This window comes from Nocardia sp. NPDC003482 (assembly GCF_053588115.1).
Map to the genome: position 1 here is coordinate 136,287 of NZ_JBSFPI010000014.1, position 14,757 is coordinate 151,043.

The window sequence follows — 14,757 nt, forward strand, 5'->3', positions numbered from 1 at the left end:
TTGATGCATGGCCGGAGTCGAGATCAACGACAGGTTCGTCCGGCGCACGTTGGACAACGGGCGTGTCGAAGAGGTCTTGTGGCAAGAGCTTTCGGAGGTGCGGATCATCACGACCGCCGACGGGCCCTTCGCCGATGATGTGTTCTTCGTGCTGATCGGCGCGCGGGGAAACGGCTGTGTCGTTCCGCATTCCGCGGCCGATCCGCACTTCCTCGCGCGCCTGCAGCAGCTGCCGGGTTTCGACAACGACAAAGTGGTCGAGGCGATGTGCACGGTCCAGGATCGTCAGTTCCTGGTGTGGCGGCGGCGCAATTAGGCCATCAGATCCGCGTATTCGCGGTGTTCCTCGATGAACTTCTCGACATACCAGCAAGTCGGTACGACCGACAGTCCGGCCTCGCGGGTGTCGCGCAATCCGAATTCGACGACCTGCGCGGCCACGCCGCGACCCCGGAATTCGGGGAAGGTCAGCGTGTGCTGGAAATCGCGCACCGTCTTCTCGCCCACCTCGCGGTCGCTGTAGTCGGCGTACCCGGCCAGGGTGTCGTCGAGGTAGATCTCGTATCGGGTGGCCTCGGCGTTGTGCTCGAGCCTGGGGGTCATGATCGCTGGAACTCCTGCCTTCGGTCCGTTGTACCGCTTACAACACCGCTCCGGGGTTGAGTATGCCGTGCGGGTCGAGTGCGGTTTTGATACGGCGCGTCAGGTCCATCACCTCGGGCCCGACCTGATCGGGCAGCCACGCCTTCTTGAGCCGGCCGACGCCGTGTTCGCCGGTGATGGTGCCGCCCAGCGCGATGGCCAGATCCATGATCTCGCCGAAGGCCCGATGCGCCCGCGCGGTCTCGTCCGGATCGGCGGGGTCGTGCACGATCAGCGGGTGGGTGTTGCCGTCGCCCGCGTGCGCGATCACCGAGATCAGCACGTCGCGCCGGCGCGCGATCTCGGCGACGCCCTTGACCAGTTCCCCCAACCGCGGCAGCGGCACCCCGACGTCCTCGAGCAGCAGCGGCCCCCGCCGCTCCACGGCCGGGATGGCGAACCGCCGCGCGGCGCAGAACGCCTCGCCCTCCTCGGGGTCCTCGGTGCTGAAAACCTCGTGCGCCCCGGCCTTTTCGCACGCGGCCACGATGATCTCGGCCTCGCGGGCGGCGAATTCGCCCGGTGCGTCGGATCGGGCCACGAGCATGGCGGCGGCCTCCCGGTCCAGACCCATGCGCAGCTCGTCCTCCACGGCGTTGACCGCGACGGAATCCATGAACTCGAGCATCGAGGGCCGCAGCCGGCCGGTGATCTCGAGGATGGCGTCGGTGGCGGCCGTCAGTGTGGAAAACGTTGCCACGACGGTACTTTGGGGCGGTTGCGCGGGCAGCAGGCGCAGGGTGAGTTCGGTGATGACCCCGAGCGTCCCCTCACTGCCCACGAACAGCTTGGTCAGCGACAGCCCCGCGCTGTCCTTCAGCCGCGGCCCGCCCAGCCGCACCACGGTGCCGTCGGCCAGTACCACCTCCATGCCCAGTACGTAATCCGTTGTCACCCCGTACTTCACGCAGCACAGCCCGCCCGCGTTGGTGGCGGCGTTCCCGCCGATCGAGCAGATCTCGAACGACGAGGGATCCGGCGGATACCACAGCCCGTGCGCCGCGACGGCCCGCTTGACCTCCGCGTTGAGCAACCCCGGTTGCACCACGGCCGTCCGGGTCACCGGATCCACGGCGATCTCCCGCATCCGCTCCGTACTCAACAGCAGCGCCCCGTCCTGCGCGGTCGCCCCGCCCGACAGCCCGGTGCCCGCGCCGCGCGGCACCACCGGGACCCGGTTCTCGTGCGCCCATTTCAGCACCGTGGCGATCTGCGCGGTGGTGCTCGGTCGGACCAGCGCCAGCGGCGTCCCCGCATCGGGGTCCAGCGCCCGGTCCTGCCGATATCCCGCGAGGATGTCCACGTCGGTGACGACGGTCCCGTCGGGCAGTTGGCTGGCAAGCGTATGCACGTCCACACATCGAAAGTACGTGGTCGCGGCCGCTTCCCGGGCCTCGGGTTGGCGTCGGTACGGCGAAAGCGTCAGACTTCTCGAAGGCCAGCCGCCTCGAGTCGGGCGAGCGGCGGCGCCCCGACGACCTCGAGGAAGCATGTCCATGCGCTTGGATTCGCCCGATTTCCGTGACCTGGTGGCCTCGCTGTTCACCGACGAGCCCCTCGACCACGCCACCCTCGCCCGCATCCACGCGGGCACGATCGACTATTGGGTCGATACGGTGGATCGCTCCGGCCTGTTCGGCCGCGCACTCGTCGAAGCGGCACAACAACATTGGCGCGAGCATCCCAAGGCCCTGGTCGAGACCCTGCTCGTCCGCGCGGACGACATCACGCGCCATCGCTGGCTGAGCGTGTGGGATGAGGATTTCCCGGCTCGCCTGATCTCGTGACCTACAAAGCGCAACGCTCCCAGTCGATTCCGTCGATCCGAGTCCGGTCCTCGGCCAGCCAATCCCAGATCAATTGAGCGACGAGGTCGAGATCGCCGACCGTGGTCACCAGGTACCGGCCGTCGTCGGCGCCGGTGTGCACCTCCAGCGAGTAGTCGTTCGCGTCGTTGCGATAGGTCTGGATGAATCCCGGCTGCCCGGTTCGCGCGACGGTCATGAACGGACCTCCCGCCACGAAGCGCAGCTTGGTGAGCCAGTAGCCCAGATGCTCGCGGGTGAGGGTGCTGAACTGCCGCGCACCGACATTCACCTCCAAGCCGTAGTACGCCTTCGGCGCCTCGGCGGGAAGAACATCGTCCCGAGGACCGGTGGTGTTGTCAGTCCTCATCGACGTACTCCCAATCGAAGACGAGCTTCGCATGCGGTACGAGACCGGTCACCCGGCTGCTCACCATCTCCTCGAACGGACCCCGCCAGCGATAGAACCCACTGAAGATCACCGGCCGATCCGAATCCGCTGTCACACACAAACTTCCGCCCTCCTCGCCGAACGTGAGGAACACCTCGCTTCCCAGCCGCTCACTCTCGAGCACATCATCGAGCAAGGCCGCCACCCCCGCCCGCTCCCGCTCGTCCCGCAACTCTCGAACCGAGAAGTAGACACCGATATTCACTGACACACGCGAGACGGTAAGGGGTACCACCGACACGGTTCGCGCATCGGCGCTGTCGTGCGGTGGTATGGGTTTGGTTTGGTGACGACGGAACAGAACCGCTTCGTGATCGCGGAACTGTGTGTTCCGGTGGGGACGACGGAACTTGGCCATCAGGTGCCCGACCTCGGTCCTCGACGGTCCCGAGTCGCGGTTTTCCCGGGCACGCAGCGCACTTTCCCGGCCAAGGTAAACTGCCGCGGGTGTCCGATGCCAAGCTAGAGATCCAGATGTTGCACGACCGGGTCATGGTGCGCGTGTCCCAGGAATCCGGTGAACGGCGCAGCAGCGGCGGCATCCTCATCCCGGCCAACGCCCAAGTCGCCAAGCGCCTCTCCTGGGGCGAGGTCTGCGGCGTAGGCTCCCATGTCCGCGCGGTCAGCGTAGGCGACCGAGTCCTCTTCAGCGCCGACGACCAATACGAGGTAGAAGTCCAAGGCCACGCCTACCTGGTCCTCCGCGAACGCGACCTCCACGCCGTAGCCAACGAACGCATAGAACACGGCACCGGCCTCTACCTCTGACCACCACCCCCAGGTACAGCAGTACAGCCGCACCCTTTATTCGTATCCGCACCCTCTACATAGCTCTACAAGGGGTGCGGATCCGAACAAAGGGTGCGGCTGTGTTGGAGTACCTGGGGGACCGGGTCTTGGGGGTACGCTGGGGGCTTCGTATCGGCCCAGTTTGTCGGGGCCTCAACATGATTGGGGGAAGCATGGCAAGGCAGACGATCGAACGGCGCGTCGAGATGTTGGAGGAGAGCATGAGCCGACTGGCAGCCAGAGTCGGTGAACTCGACGACGGTTACGGGGAGGCCATCTATCGAACCGATCGGAACGTGGTAGGGCTGGAGATCACCCTCAGCCGAGTCGCCGCGGCCCTCAACGTCGCCCCGGCCTCCGAAGAGGAGATCGACGCCTCCTACGACGAACGGTCGTAACCGTAGGCCGCGGCGGGGCCTCGGCTGTCCAGGCCCCGCCGCGCTACACCGCCCTTCATCCCCAACCTCGGCAACACAGCCGCACTCCTTATTCGAATCCGCACCCTTTGTATAGCTCTACAAAGGGTGTGGATCCGAACAAAGGGTGCGGCTGTGTTGCGTCGGCGAGTGGTAGGTGGGGTGGTGGCGGTGCGGTCGGGTTAGGCAGCTGCTGTGCGGGGGAGGGACAAGGCCGCGGCGAGGACCACTGCCAGGACCACAATCCCACCCAAAGCCGCAGCCTCCATCGCCCGGATGTAATTCGCACTCGAGCCCAGTGCCGAGAAGAAGATCACCCCGAGAACCGTTGCGCCGATAGCGTTTCCGAACTGCTGGGAGGTCGTGAGGACGCCCGCGGCCATACCGGCCTGCTGGGGCGGAATGCCCGAGGACAGCACCGCGCCGACGACCGACGGGATGGTCAGCCCGTTGCCCGTGCCGACGATCATCATGCCGGGGACGAGGGCGAGCACGGCGACCTGCGGGCCTGCGAAGGCCAGCACGCCGAGGGTGATGAGCAGGCCCGTCAGGCTGGTCAACGTTCCGACGACCATCACCCGGTTCCCAATCCGGTTGGCCACCCGCGGTGCGAGGAAGAATGAACTCGCCGCGAAGCACACTCCCAGCGGAGCGAACGCCAAACCCGCACGCAGCGGCGACAATCCGAGGCCGTTCTGCAACATCAGCGTCAGGCACAGCATGAATCCGGCGAAGAACGTCAGATAACCCCCGGCGATGACCAGTCCGAGGCTGAACCCGCGTTCCCGTACCATCCCCGTATCGAGCACGGGCTCACCGCCCCGCCGCGCCAGCCGGTTCTCGTACCGCAGCGTGAGCACCAGCACCGGCACCGAGGCGAGCATCGAGATCCACGTCCACACCGGCCAGCCCTCCGGCCGCCCCAGCGTGATCGGCACCAACAGCAACGCCAGCGCGGCCGAGATGCCCAGCGCGCCAATGGGATCCAGTCGCGGTCGCCGCCCGGCCTCGTGCGTCGGCAACCAGCGCGCCGCCAGCGCCGCGGCGGCCAATCCGATCGGCACATTGATGTAGAAGATGGTCCGCCACCCCCACCCGAACAGATCCAGGTCCAGCAGCACCCCGCCCAGCACCTGACCGGACACCGCGCCGATGCCGATGGTCGCACCGAAGGCTGCCATGGCCCGTGCTCGCTCCCGTACCGGGAACATGGTGTTGATGAGGGCGAGCATCTGCGGCACCATCAGCGCCGCCGTCGCGCCCTGGAGCACGCGGAACGCGACCAGCGCCCAGGCGTTCGGCGCGAGCCCGCACAGCAGGGACGCCACCGTGAAGGCGAGCATCCCGATGACGAACAGACGTCGGTGCCCGTGCAGGTCACCCAGTCGGCCGCCGGTGATCAGTCCCGAAGCGTAGGCGAACCCGTAGCCGCCGACGATCAGTTCCAGCGCCGCCTCCCCGGCGTGCAGGTCGTGTTGCAACGACGAGGCCGCGACATTGACCACGAACCAGTCGAACATCGCCATGAACATGGCGCTGAGCACGACCGGCAGTACCCGCCAGCGCGTGGGAAACGCATCGGGTTCGAGTGAAATCGTTGGGACGGAACGAGTTTCGAGCATGGACACGGCAAGCTCCGAGAATCGTGGGACGGTGAACGACGCGCCGTTGCGCCGGACGGATGTGCGGTGGTGACCGCACAAGAGCTGTAACTAACCGGTTGGTTGTCACTATTCCCACCCGACCCCCACCTTGTCAACCAATTAGTTGGTTACTATCGACCCATGGCACCCAGAGACCCCGAGGCGACCAAGGCCCGCATCTTCGCCGCGGCCACCCGGGAGTTCGCCGCCTACGGGATCGCCGGTGCCCGCGTCGACCGCATCGCCCGCAGCGCCCAGGCCAACAAGCAGCTGATCTACGCCTACTTCGGCGACAAGGAGCAGCTGTTCCACCAGGTCCTCGAGCGCGCCATGGTCGACGCCGCCGCCGCGGTGACCATCGACATCGACGACGTCGACCACTGGGTCGACCAGCACATCGACTACCACCGCGACCACCCCGAATTTCTGCGCCTGATGCTCTGGGAGGCACTGGAACTGGGCGCGGACGGCGCGTCCGGCGGCGAGGCCCGCATCGGCCGCTACGCCGCCAAACAGGCCAAGGTCGCAGATGCCCAGTCCCGCAACCTGATTCGCGCCGACATGCCGCCCGCCGCTGTCCTGCTGCTGATGCTGAGCATGATCAACTACCCGCGCGCGGTGCCGCAGATGCAGCGGTTCCTGTTCGGGGAGGGCTTCGAACCGGAGTCGATGCGGGAGTGGGTGAAGGACGCGGTGCGACGGATGGTCGCGCCGGGGGGCGACGAGGCCGACCCGGGCATCGAATCCCGTCCGTCTGCGGTGCGCACCTGATTCCCGGCGGATTTCGAATCCGGGCGATTCCGGCGGGTGCGTGGCGAGCGGACCGAGCCCGGCAGCACTACCCCGAGCCCGGCGAACCGCCGCTACCGCACACCCGTGCACCGAATCGATTCGAGATCGATGACAGGAATGATCAGTCCTCGTATTCGTCCGATATCGCCAGAATGCGTGCGCTGGAGTCGCTTTCGCTCAAAGCCACCCGGCGCAGCTCGCCGATCGCCGCCTTGTAGCGTTCGACCTCGGCGAAGCGTTCGAGGTAGAGATCGCCGGTGTATTCCTCGACGTGGACGATCGGGCGCTCCGCGAAGCGGGTGTGCGGCAGCAGCGGGAATTCGAGCAGGGAGAAGGAGCCGACCAGCGCCCCGAGATGGCCGCGCGTATCGAACGGTACGACCCGGATCGAGACGTTCGGGCGCTGGCCGATATCGACCAGCAAGCGGCGTTGCTCGGCCATGACGGACGGACCACCCCATTGCTCCCGAACGGCCGCTTCGGACAGGTGAATTTCGACGGTGAAATTCGAATCGTCCAGTCGGCGTTGCCGAGCCGCGACCTGCTCGATGCGCTTGTCGATCTCGTCGGTGGGCAGGTGGGGCCACTTGGTCCAGGCGACCGCGCGGCGGTAGTCCGGGATCTGCACGATTTCGGGCAGGAGGATGAGCTGCCAGGCCGTCAAGCGGACGGCCGCGTGATCGAGAAACGCGCGCGGCTCGAAATCGATTGCGGGACGGTCGATATGGGGCCGCCACCAGCCGCCCCCGTTCTTCGCCGAAATCCGCGCCTCCCGGGCCATGGCGAGAATCGTGCGCCGCCTTTCGTCGGAGACGCCGTAATGATCGCACAGGGCGTTCATGTACAAATCGTTCGTGGACGGCAGTGAAAGCCCGTCCTCGAGCCGCGCCATCGTCTGCGGCGAAATACCCAGAATCTTCGCCGCCCGGTTCTGGCTCAGATCCGCCTTCTTGCGCAATTTCTCCAACTGCCGCCCCAACGCCCGGCGCGCGATCGTCGAACCTTCCGCGACCATTTCGATACCCGCTTTCGTGTGAGTGGATCCCGTCGGGGACCGACCGTATGCCGCACACCAGGGGCCGACCGGCGCAAATAGGCGAAACACCTGCGATATTCGGAGAATGGTATACCGTGTCCCCACGGGTGAAAGTCGTTGCCTGACAACATGGATCGAACGCTCGGACCGATCTTGCAGCAGCACGTTCATCAGGAAGCGGGGGCAGTATGCATATGACCACAGGTGAGGTCATCCGGCGGATCCGCATGTCGCTCGGGATGACCCAAACCGAGCTGGGCGCCATCCTGGGCTACTCCCAGCCGGTGATCTCGCAGCTCGAACACGACGGGGGCGCCATCAACGACATAAGGGTGCTCCGCCGTATCGCCAAGGCGCTCGACGTCCCACTTGCCATACTGGTAGTGGAGTCGAACGAGGAGGCGGATGTGAACCGTCGAAATTTCCTACGAGCCAGCGCCTTTGGTACCGGCGCCGCCGTCGCGGCGGGGGCGGGAACGGCAACGTCGATGGACGGTATTCACCTCGGAAGCACCGATGTAGCTGAGATAGTCGCCAGTAGCAACGAAATTCATGAACTCGATATGCTCGTCGGCGGGGACAGACTGTGCCGCGTGGCCGCGAGTCACGTCCGCTTCGTCGAACAGTTGCTGGACCACGGGACCTATACCGATGCTGTCGGCCGGGACCTGACCAGCGCCGCCGCCGAGGCGATGACGGCTGCCGGGTGGGTGCATTACGACGCGGGCCGACCGGATCGGGCGCGACAGTACTATGCCAAGGCACGGCAAACCGCTTCTGCCGCAGGCAATGTCATCGCCGAATCGCACGCGCTGCTCAATGCCAGTCTGATCAGCTTTCAAGGTGGGTTCGGACCGTCGAAGCCGTCGAAGCAGTTGCGTCCCCGGGAGGCGGTCAATCTCGCCGAAGCCGCGCAGACCTCCGCGCGCGGCGGTGGCGGCCCGAGGCTGCGGGCACGGGCCGCGATCTACGAAGCGGGCGCCCACAGTACCGCAGGGGACGGCAGTGCCATGACGAATGCGATCAGCCGCGCGCATCGCGCCTACGAATCGACGCGCGGCCACGACCCGGAATGGGTGTATCTGCCGCCAGCCGCTCTGGCCGGTATGACCGGTTGGTCCTATATGCGCATCGGTGACCACCGAACCGCGACGGGCTACCTTCAAGAGGCGGTCGAAGGCACCACCCATTGGCCGAGGGAGAACATCGGCTGGCGAATCAAGCTGGCCGAGAATCACATTCAAGCGGGCGAACTCGCCGAAGGCTGCCAAATCCTGATCGACCACTTCGATCAGATCGCGGGTATGACCTCGTCCCGCCTGCGGGCGACGCTCGACGGCATCACCCAGGATGTCCGCCCGCACGCGAGTGCGCCGGAAGTGCGCGAGTATTTGGGCATGGTCGCGGTACGGGTTTAGTACGAGGACCGTAGTACCGGGCTCGCGGGTCGGTCGCTCGGCGAACGGGAGGCAGCATGTTGCGACGGGGCTTTCTCATCGCCGTGCCGCTCGTCGCCGTCTCCCGGCCGTCCGGGGAGTGTCGCCTCGAAGATGTCGCCGCCGTGCGGAACGCGTTCGCCCACTTCCAGGAGATGGACATCTTCCAGGGCGGGGGCAGCGGGCGGCTCGTCCTCGCCGCCTACATGAACGAGCACGTCTACCCGCTGCTGCGCCGCACCTACACCGAGGACGTGCGGCGCGCCCTTGCCGGTGCCGCCGCCGAGCAGACCTATCTGCTCGGCTGGATGGCGTACGACAACGGGGAGCACGGTGCGGCGCAGCGTTATCTCATTCAGGCGTTGCGGTTGGCCGAGGAGTCGGGGGACGCGGCGCTGGGGGCTCACGTTCTCGCCGGGATGGCGGATCAGGCCACGCTGCTCGGGCATCCGCACGAGGGGCGACGGCTCGCGCAGGCGGGGCGGCAGGGGCTGGGGCGGGGGCGTTCGTCCGCGTGTAGGGCCGATCTGTGGACGCTCGAGGCTCGGGCGCTCGCGACGGTCGGCGACGGGCAGGGGGCCGCGCACGCCATCCATGAGGCGGAGCGCTGTTTCGAACGAGTCGAGCCCGCTACCGAGCCGGAGTGGGCCCGCTTCATCGATACGGCCTATATCTGCGGAGAGTGGGCCAACGCGTTCCGGGACCTCGGGCTCCCGAAGGATGCCGAACCGCACGCGCGCCGATCGATTGCCCACGCGCGCAACCAGAATCGCGCGCGGCGGGGTGCTTTGTCGCATGCGGCATTGGCGGTGGCGCACGTCCAGAACCGCGACCTCGAGGCGGCGTACGTCGCGGGGGTCCGAACGATCGATCTGTCCCGCAAGGTCAAGTCCTCGCGTTCGATCGATGCCGTGCGCGAGGTGCGCCGACACATGTCCTCGCTCGGTCCGCACCCGCTGGTCGCGGACTTCGATGAGCGTGCCCGCCTTGTCGTTTCGGCATAGCCCTCGCACCTCGTATGCGACAGCACGTGGCGACGTCGGTGATTCGTAACCGAATCTCGCATCGATCCCTTACCGGTCTGTGCTGCAGAGGCGGCGCGTGGCGCTGGTTCAGCGGCAGCAGTTGGGGTCGAGGACGACGCAGAGGGCGGTGAGGGCGTCGCGGCGGGGGCGGTGGAGGGTGTTCATGCCGCGGCGTTCGGATTCGATGAGGCCGGCGTTGCGGAGTTGGGTGAGGTGGTGGCTGACGGTCGATTCCGAAAGGCCGACGGTGGTGGCGAGGTCGCCGCTGTTCTCCTCGCCGTGGGGGCTGGTCAACAGCAGGGACATGAGTTTGACGCGGGCCGGGTCGGCGATTGCCTCGAGCCGCAACGCCACTTCCAGCGCGGCGGCGTCGCCGACCGGCCCGGCCGCCACGGGTGGGCAGCAGACGGGGGCGGACATGTCGATCACCGGTAGCGCCTTGGGCATGTGACCGAGCGTAGCCACCTTATTGACTTATGTCGAAGAAGGGGAGCAGACTCGGATCGGTCGAGTTCTTCGACATATATCTCATAACCGGAGGTTGATCATGTCCCGCGTCCAGCTCGCTCTCCATGTCGACGATCTCGACCAGGCCGTCGCCTTCTACTCGACCCTGTTCAACACCGAACCGGCCAAGCGCAGGCCGGGTTACGCCAATTTCGCGATCGCCGAGCCGCCGCTGAAGCTGGTGCTGCTGGAGAACACCGGCCGAGGCGGCACCATCGATCACCTCGGTGTCGAGGTGGAATCCTCCGGGCAGGTGCGCGGCGAGATCGCGCGCCTTACCGAAGCCGGTTTGTTCACCGAGGAGCAGATCGCGACCACCTGTTGTTTCGCCACCCAGGACAAGGTCTGGGTCACCGGCCCGCACGGCGAGCGCTGGGAGGTCTACACCGTGCTCGCCGACAGCGAAACCTTCGGCGCCGCACCACAACTCGCGGACGCCGACGCGGGGCGGGCATGCTGCGGCACCGCCGACGAAGCCGCCGCCGAGGGTGCGTGCTGCGGCAGCGCGGCGAAGGCGAAGGCCGTCGCGCCGGGCGCGAGCTGCTGCTCCGGAGCCCTGTCGTGAGCGGCCCGCCCCACCACTTCCCCGGCACCCGCTCCCTCGCCGACGCCGCCGACCGAGACATCGACGCGATCCGGCCCCTCCGCGACGAGATCGAACAACGCGTGCTCACCGGCCTCGGCCTGTCATCACCCGCATGAGCGTCCGGCGGTCGTCCAGGACCGAATCATGAACGAGCACGGGTGAATTCGAGCCGCTCGTTACTTCGTCTCGATGGTGACCGTCGTCTCGATTTCGGCCTTCTCCTCGTCCGTTTCCGCCCGGTACAGGACGGCCCTCACCGTGACCGGGCCCGGCTTCCATTCGTCCGTGCCCTCTTCGCCGTAGGGGTTGGCGTCGCTGCCCGCGAAGCGAACCTTCCAGGGGTGGGACTTGCCGTCGCAGGTGAACAGGCTGTGTTTTCTCACGCGTCCGGCCATTTTGTCCTGTACGGCCCTCACTTCGAGGTCCACTCCACCGGCTTTGCAGGTGCCGGAGCCGGAGATTTCGATGAAGTTGCGGGTCGCCGTGGCCTTGGCGTCGACGCTCACCTGGGTTCCCTTGGTCTTCTTGGGCGGGGCCGCGGATACTGCCCCGGCGCCCAGGGCGGGGCCGCAGAGCGCGGCGCCGATCGACATCATGATCAGCGCGGCCCGAAGATTCGTCACTGTTGTCGGACTCCCTTGCGGATGGAAGGAACTGGGACCGCGGGCGATACTAGAGTGTCGTGCGCGATGCGCCCGCTACCTCTGCGCAACACGGCGATTCGCGGAACCGCATGTAACGCCCAGTTCTCCCCCCGCGACAGAGAACGTGAGTGTTCGTGATCTCCGGGTACGGCGTCGCGAGGACCAACCGAGTCAGTCAAGTTCATTGCACGCCAACATGTTCGGAGATGTCGGCGAATACAGGAGGGGGAGAGCGTGCGAATCACGCGGGCGTTGGGTACGAGGAAAGTGGAGCGCGCTGGCGCGGTTGTGGCGTTGGGTGTCGTGGTGACCGCGTTCGCCGCGGCGTGTGCGCCGAGCGAAGGCAGCACCGCGGCAACGCATTCCAGCACTGCGGTGTTCACCTCGAGCGATGTGCCGTCGCCGACATCGGCCCACCCGGCCCAACCGGGCACCGGGCAGTCGAACGGCGAACAGGGCGGCACCGACACATGCGGTGCGACCCCGTGTGGAGTTCCGGGCAGTCCGGTCCCCGTCACGCTCTGGGATCCCTGCGATATCTCCGCCGCCGATATCGCCGCCCAGGGCTTCCGTCCCGAGACCAGGTCGGCACTGAGCGGTTCCGGCGGAGTGGACGACAAGAACTGCCGGTGGCAATCCGCCTCGGGCGCAACGGAATTGACGGTCGCGGCGACCCGGCAGACGATCGACGATTTCGAGGCGAGCGGGAAATACGTGGGTTTCAGTTCGCTGACGGTCGGTGGCCGGCCCGCCTCGCAGTTCCGGGCGGCGCAGGACGGGAACAAGATCGGCTGCTATGTCGGCGTCGTCGTCCCGTTCGGGGTGGTCGCGTTCGTCACGCGCAACCTCCAGCCCGACGCCGAGGAACCGTGCGCCGGCGCGCGGCGGATCAGCGGGGCGCTGGCCGGATACCTGCACTGACCACTCGGCAACGGAAGCGCGAACCCGTTCCGTCCCACCGCACTTCGTCGCGGACGGCGCGAGATTCGCTCCGCTGCCGTCGAATTGGCCGTAGGCAGCGCAACCGCTTGCCTATGGCCACCGAAAACTCAGTCCCGGTAGATCTTCACGTAGGCGTTGGTGGTCGTCCCGATGCTCGTCGGGCCGAGGCAGGACGCCGAACCCTGGCCCGACGGGCCGAACGAACCGCTCCACGAACCCTGGTACGGGCCGAATGCCATGAGCGGGAAGGCGTTCGGGACGCCGTGCAGGCCCCAGCACTCGACGATCAGGGCGTACTCCCGCCCGGCGGGGCCGTCGTCGTGGCAGGTCGCCGATGCGCCGATCAGGTCGCGGGTGATCGTGCAGTCCTCGGGCGCGGCGTGTGCGGTTCCGGCCGCGAGGACCGTGGCGAAGCCCGCTACGGCGGCGGCGAGGGCGGCGACTGCGGTCGTTCTTCTCATCTGAATCCCCATCTCCCACATTCTTTTACTGTGCCTTGGCCATCGATTTTCCACCTGGAAACGTTACATGGGGTGAGAGTGCGAAATATGTTGCCCTACTCCGTGATTCGCAGCACGATCTTGCCCCGCGTATGTTTGCCCGCCACCCGCGTCAGCGCCTCCCGAACCTCGCTCAGGGGCAATACCGCCTCGATCTGCGGGCGCAGCCGGTCGCTGTCGACCAGTTCGGCGAGCGCACGCAGCCGGTCGCGGTCGACGTGGGCGGCGAAGGATTCGGCCGTGATACCTCGGGGCAGCGGCGGGGCCTCGTCCTGGAGGACAATGAAACTCGCCCGGCCGTTGTCGCGCACGGCCTCGAGGGCCCGGTCGCGGGTCTCGCCGCCTGCGCAGTCCATGAGCAGGTCGACGCCGCCGGGGCAGGCGGCGAGGGCCTGGCGGACCCAGTCGGGATCGTGGTAGTCGAATGTGTCGCTCGCGCCCAGGCCGCGCAGGTAGTCGTGGTTGCGCGGGCTCGCGACGCCGAGCACCCGGGCCTCCAGCGCCGCCGCGATCTGCACCGCGGCACTGCCCACGCCGCCCGCCGCGGCGGTGACGAGCACGGTCTGGCCGGGTCGCAGGCGGCCCCGATCGACGAGGCCCTCGTGGGCGGTTCCGGCGGCGATCACCAGGGCGGCCGCCTCCGCGAAATCGGCCTTCGCGGGCATGGGCGCCATGCGGGCCGCATCGACCAGGACCAGTTCGCCGAAGCCGCCGCCGGTCGGAAACGTGGTCGCGAAGACGCGCTGACCGGGGCGGGCATCCGTCCCTTCGCCCGCCGTTTCGACCACGCCCGAAATCTCTTGTCCCGGAACGAAAGGCGTGGCCAGCCCCGGGAATCCGCCGCTGAGCATTCCGACATCCCACGGCCCGACGCCCGCGCAGTGCACGCGCACCAGGACCTGCCCCGGCCCGGGGGCCGGATCCGGCCGATCCACCAGTTCGACGTTGTCGATCCCGGTCAGTTCGGTGGCGATCGCGACTCGCATCCTGCACCCCTGTCTCGTCGGACTACGGCTCGATCACCACATTGGCACGGCCGACCTGCTTTCGGCTGTTCCCCAGGGCGTGTTGGCCGCCTACTTCCGCTCGATGGTGATCGACGTGTCGATCCGGGCCCGGACGTCGTCCGTTTCGGCCTTGTACAGGATGGCGGTGGCACCGGCGGTCTTTCCGATCTGCCATTCGCTCGGGCCCCTGTCACCGAAGGGGGTGGCCGAACTCCCCACGACCTGAACCTTCCACGCGTGCGGCTTACCGTCGCAGCGGAACAGGCTGTGCTTGGTCACGCCGCCTTCCAGACCGTCCTGGCTGACGGCCACATGCAGATCGATCCCGCCGCCCTTGCAGGTGCCGGACCCGCTGACCTCGACCGCGGCGCGATCGGCCTTGCCGATGGGGTCGATGCTCACCGTGGTGCTCTTGGCGGGGGCCGCCGCCGCCGTCCCGGCATTCACGGCCGGGCCGCAGAGCACCGCGCCGACGGTCATCGCGACCCCCGCCGCGCGGAATGTGCCGATCACTGTCGTGAAGCTCCTTTCGCACG

The 14,757-nt window shown here is 67.2% G+C and carries 21 protein-coding genes; 10 read left to right on the forward strand and 11 right to left on the reverse strand.

Going from position 1 to position 14,757, the window contains the following annotated elements:
• Nucleotides 1-7: 7 nt before the first annotated feature.
• A complete protein-coding gene (locus ACWDSJ_RS22775; RefSeq protein WP_387362434.1) occupies nt 8-316 on the forward strand; it encodes a hypothetical protein in 309 nt (102 codons plus the stop codon).
• Here ACWDSJ_RS22775 and ACWDSJ_RS22780 read toward each other — a convergent pair.
• Together ACWDSJ_RS22780 and ACWDSJ_RS22785 are read right to left on the reverse strand one after the other, a co-directional pair.
• Nucleotides 313-603, reverse strand: a complete 291-nt coding sequence (locus tag ACWDSJ_RS22780) for a GNAT family N-acetyltransferase (protein ID WP_387362432.1) — start codon at nt 601-603, stop codon at nt 313-315. The genes ACWDSJ_RS22775 and ACWDSJ_RS22780 overlap by 4 nt on opposite strands.
• Nucleotides 604-640: 37 nt before the next feature.
• Nucleotides 641-1,999, reverse strand: a complete 1,359-nt coding sequence (locus tag ACWDSJ_RS22785; RefSeq protein ID WP_450034093.1) for an FAD-binding oxidoreductase — start codon at nt 1,997-1,999, stop codon at nt 641-643.
• Between the two features lie 172 nt (nt 2,000-2,171).
• On the opposite strand from ACWDSJ_RS22785, the gene ACWDSJ_RS22790 reads away from it, so the two are divergent.
• Nucleotides 2,172-2,429, forward strand: a complete 258-nt coding sequence (locus tag ACWDSJ_RS22790) for a hypothetical protein (protein WP_450034095.1) — start codon at nt 2,172-2,174, stop codon at nt 2,427-2,429.
• A 1-nt stretch (nt 2,430) separates the two neighbouring features.
• Here the strand turns inward: ACWDSJ_RS22790 and ACWDSJ_RS22795 are convergent, their stop codons facing one another.
• Nucleotides 2,431-2,817 carry a hypothetical protein gene (locus ACWDSJ_RS22795; protein ID WP_450034097.1) on the reverse strand — a complete coding sequence of 129 codons (387 nt, stop codon included), beginning with the start codon at nt 2,815-2,817 and terminating at the stop codon, nt 2,431-2,433.
• Nucleotides 2,807-3,256: a hypothetical protein gene (locus ACWDSJ_RS22800; protein ID WP_450034098.1), complete on the reverse strand. Its 450-nt coding sequence runs from the start codon at nt 3,254-3,256 to the stop codon at nt 2,807-2,809. The genes ACWDSJ_RS22795 and ACWDSJ_RS22800 overlap by 11 nt, the downstream gene beginning before the upstream one ends.
• A gap of 89 nt (nt 3,257-3,345) precedes the next feature.
• Here ACWDSJ_RS22800 and ACWDSJ_RS22805 point away from each other — a divergent pair, with 89 nt between their 5' ends.
• Together ACWDSJ_RS22805 and ACWDSJ_RS22810 are read left to right on the forward strand one after the other, a co-directional pair.
• The gene (locus ACWDSJ_RS22805) at nt 3,346-3,666 is read left to right on the forward strand and encodes a GroES family chaperonin (protein ID WP_387362414.1); all 321 of its coding nucleotides are present in this window, start codon (nt 3,346-3,348) and stop codon (nt 3,664-3,666) included.
• Nucleotides 3,667-3,908: 242 nt separating this feature from the next.
• Nucleotides 3,909-4,085 carry a hypothetical protein gene (locus tag ACWDSJ_RS22810; protein WP_450034100.1) on the forward strand — a complete coding sequence of 59 codons (177 nt, stop codon included), beginning with the start codon at nt 3,909-3,911 and terminating at the stop codon, nt 4,083-4,085.
• A 200-nt stretch (nt 4,086-4,285) separates the two neighbouring features.
• On the opposite strand, the gene ACWDSJ_RS22815 is transcribed toward ACWDSJ_RS22810, so the two are convergent.
• A complete protein-coding gene (locus tag ACWDSJ_RS22815; protein ID WP_450034198.1) occupies nt 4,286-5,725 on the reverse strand; it encodes an MFS transporter in 1,440 nt (479 codons plus the stop codon).
• A 162-nt stretch (nt 5,726-5,887) separates the two neighbouring features.
• Between ACWDSJ_RS22815 and ACWDSJ_RS22820 the strand changes: the two genes are divergently transcribed.
• Nucleotides 5,888-6,517, forward strand: coding sequence for a TetR family transcriptional regulator (locus ACWDSJ_RS22820; protein WP_450034101.1), 630 nt, complete (start codon nt 5,888-5,890; stop codon nt 6,515-6,517).
• Nucleotides 6,518-6,659: 142 nt separating this feature from the next.
• Here the strand turns inward: ACWDSJ_RS22820 and ACWDSJ_RS22825 are convergent, their stop codons facing one another.
• Complete coding sequence (locus ACWDSJ_RS22825) at nt 6,660-7,745, reverse strand: helix-turn-helix domain-containing protein (protein ID WP_450034102.1); 1,086 nt, start codon at nt 7,743-7,745, stop codon at nt 6,660-6,662.
• A 23-nt stretch (nt 7,746-7,768) separates the two neighbouring features.
• On the opposite strand from ACWDSJ_RS22825, the gene ACWDSJ_RS22830 reads away from it, so the two are divergent.
• Together ACWDSJ_RS22830 and ACWDSJ_RS22835 are read left to right on the forward strand one after the other, a co-directional pair.
• The gene (locus ACWDSJ_RS22830) at nt 7,769-8,992 is read left to right on the forward strand and encodes a helix-turn-helix domain-containing protein (protein ID WP_450034104.1); all 1,224 of its coding nucleotides are present in this window, start codon (nt 7,769-7,771) and stop codon (nt 8,990-8,992) included.
• 56 nt (nt 8,993-9,048) lie between these two features.
• The gene (locus tag ACWDSJ_RS22835; protein WP_450034105.1) at nt 9,049-10,014 is read left to right on the forward strand and encodes a hypothetical protein; all 966 of its coding nucleotides are present in this window, start codon (nt 9,049-9,051) and stop codon (nt 10,012-10,014) included.
• Nucleotides 10,015-10,122: 108 nt separating this feature from the next.
• On the opposite strand, the gene ACWDSJ_RS22840 is transcribed toward ACWDSJ_RS22835, so the two are convergent.
• Complete coding sequence (locus ACWDSJ_RS22840) at nt 10,123-10,482, reverse strand: Rv2640c family ArsR-like transcriptional regulator (protein ID WP_450034107.1); 360 nt, start codon at nt 10,480-10,482, stop codon at nt 10,123-10,125.
• Nucleotides 10,483-10,582: 100 nt separating this feature from the next.
• On the opposite strand from ACWDSJ_RS22840, the gene ACWDSJ_RS22845 reads away from it, so the two are divergent.
• Nucleotides 10,583-11,107 carry an ArsI/CadI family heavy metal resistance metalloenzyme gene (locus tag ACWDSJ_RS22845; RefSeq protein ID WP_450034108.1) on the forward strand — a complete coding sequence of 175 codons (525 nt, stop codon included), beginning with the start codon at nt 10,583-10,585 and terminating at the stop codon, nt 11,105-11,107.
• The gene (locus ACWDSJ_RS22850; protein ID WP_450034109.1) at nt 11,104-11,244 is read left to right on the forward strand and encodes a hypothetical protein; all 141 of its coding nucleotides are present in this window, start codon (nt 11,104-11,106) and stop codon (nt 11,242-11,244) included. The genes ACWDSJ_RS22845 and ACWDSJ_RS22850 overlap by 4 nt, the downstream gene beginning before the upstream one ends.
• 60 nt (nt 11,245-11,304) lie before the next feature.
• Here the strand turns inward: ACWDSJ_RS22850 and ACWDSJ_RS22855 are convergent, their stop codons facing one another.
• Nucleotides 11,305-11,751 carry a hypothetical protein gene (locus ACWDSJ_RS22855; RefSeq protein ID WP_450034110.1) on the reverse strand — a complete coding sequence of 149 codons (447 nt, stop codon included), beginning with the start codon at nt 11,749-11,751 and terminating at the stop codon, nt 11,305-11,307.
• Between the two features lie 255 nt (nt 11,752-12,006).
• On the opposite strand from ACWDSJ_RS22855, the gene ACWDSJ_RS22860 reads away from it, so the two are divergent.
• Nucleotides 12,007-12,693, forward strand: a complete 687-nt coding sequence (locus ACWDSJ_RS22860; protein WP_450034112.1) for a DUF3558 family protein — start codon at nt 12,007-12,009, stop codon at nt 12,691-12,693.
• A gap of 128 nt (nt 12,694-12,821) precedes the next feature.
• Here the strand turns inward: ACWDSJ_RS22860 and ACWDSJ_RS22865 are convergent, their stop codons facing one another.
• The 3 genes from ACWDSJ_RS22865 to ACWDSJ_RS22875 all read right to left on the reverse strand — a co-directional run bounded on the left by ACWDSJ_RS22865 (nt 12,822) and on the right by ACWDSJ_RS22875 (nt 14,734).
• Nucleotides 12,822-13,175 (reverse strand): hypothetical protein, encoded by a 354-nt coding sequence (locus ACWDSJ_RS22865; RefSeq protein ID WP_450034114.1) that lies wholly within the window; start codon nt 13,173-13,175, stop codon nt 12,822-12,824.
• Between the two features lie 95 nt (nt 13,176-13,270).
• Nucleotides 13,271-14,200 (reverse strand): NADP-dependent oxidoreductase, encoded by a 930-nt coding sequence (locus ACWDSJ_RS22870; protein WP_450034116.1) that lies wholly within the window; start codon nt 14,198-14,200, stop codon nt 13,271-13,273.
• 90 nt (nt 14,201-14,290) lie between these two features.
• Entirely contained in the window at nt 14,291-14,734 is a 444-nt protein-coding gene (locus ACWDSJ_RS22875; RefSeq protein WP_450034117.1) for a hypothetical protein, read from the reverse strand.
• Between the last annotated feature and the right edge of the window lie 23 nt (nt 14,735-14,757).